Origin of the sequence: Eggerthella sp. (assembly GCF_048329335.1) — a bacterium.
In the GTDB taxonomy this organism is placed as follows: Bacteria; Actinomycetota; Coriobacteriia; order Coriobacteriales; family Eggerthellaceae; genus Eggerthella; species Eggerthella lenta.
In genome coordinates this window covers 1-1,183 of the sequence record NZ_DBFEGU010000381.1, presented here as the reverse complement: position 1 = coordinate 1,183, position 1,183 = coordinate 1, and the positions used below count along the sequence as shown (strand labels likewise).

Below are 1,183 nucleotides of genomic sequence, written 5' to 3'. Positions count from 1 at the left end.
CCCCCACACCGCGCCCGAACCGCGATTCTCTGCCCGGATTCTGGGTTCCCAAGCAACGCCGCCCCATTGCGCTACCGCACCATGGGCCTCGTGTCGAAAAAACCGTGCGCGCGCGGTAAAATCGAAGCGGTTTGGTAATCCCCTGCCTCCGCTTTCTTCGCGCACTGGTTTTCCGAGCTGGCAAAACGCGCGAAGACAAGAACCTTCGACCGTCGAGACGGCGACTCGAGCCCCTTCAGGGTTGCCAAACCGATCGATCTTTACCGCATGAGGCCGGATTTCGCCTCACAAGCCGCAACCGACTTCGCAGCCCGACTGCGCGCGACGCGACGTCGGTTGCGCATGCCTGGTAAGATCCAACCGATATGGCTATCCCAATTCGAGAATGCATTGACAGGAAGTTCGTACAACCTGCGGTTTGGCGATCTGAACGACGAACATGACGAGCCGGAGGTGGGAAAAGGCTCCCGTATCGGCTCGACCTTACCAAGATTTAGCTACGCACGCATCATCGCCCGAAAAACACGCTTTTCGGGCGATTTCCGTGTTTTTCGGGCGATGATGCGCCGGGCATGCGACGCGTCCATGTTCGAACGCGTCTCGAAAGGAGCGCTCCTCTTTAGGATGCTTTGTTGGGGGTGTGGCGATAGGTGCAGACGGTTTTCTCCAGCACGTGGACGGCTTCCTCGTCGGTGAGGGTGAGTGCGGCTTCCAGCTCGTCCAGTTTCTCGGCCACTTCGGTGTAGCTGATCTCCTGGCCGGTGGAGATGAGGATGGAGTGGTTGTCGGTGGGCAGCGTGCTCTCTTCGTCCATGAGCAGCTCCTCGTACATCTTCTCGCCCTCGCGCAGGCCCGTGAACACGATTTTGACGTCCACGTCGGGCGTGAGGCCCTGCAGCTGGATGAGGCCCTTCGCCAAGTCGACGATCTTCACCGGCTCGCCCATGTCGAGGATGAAGATCTCGCCGCCCTTCGCCATGCCGCCTGCTTGGATGACCAGGCGCGACGCCTCGGGGATGGTCATGAAGAAGCGCTCGATGTCGGGATGGGTGACGGTGAGGGGGCCTCCCGCGGCGATCTGGCGCTGGAACACGGGGATGACGCTGCCGTTGCTGCCCAGCACGTTGCCGAAGCGCACGGCGGAGAAAATGGTCTTCGCCGTGCGCGCGTAGTACTGCATGAC

The 1,183-nt window shown here is 61.0% G+C and carries 1 protein-coding gene; it reads right to left on the bottom strand.

Features of this window, described 5'->3' with window-relative positions; genetic code table 11:
- Nucleotides 1-619 precede the first annotated feature (619 nt).
- The coding region (locus tag ACMO6A_RS11825; protein WP_418471315.1) for a polysaccharide biosynthesis protein at nucleotides 620-1,183 on the bottom strand (564 nt) is incomplete at its 5' end.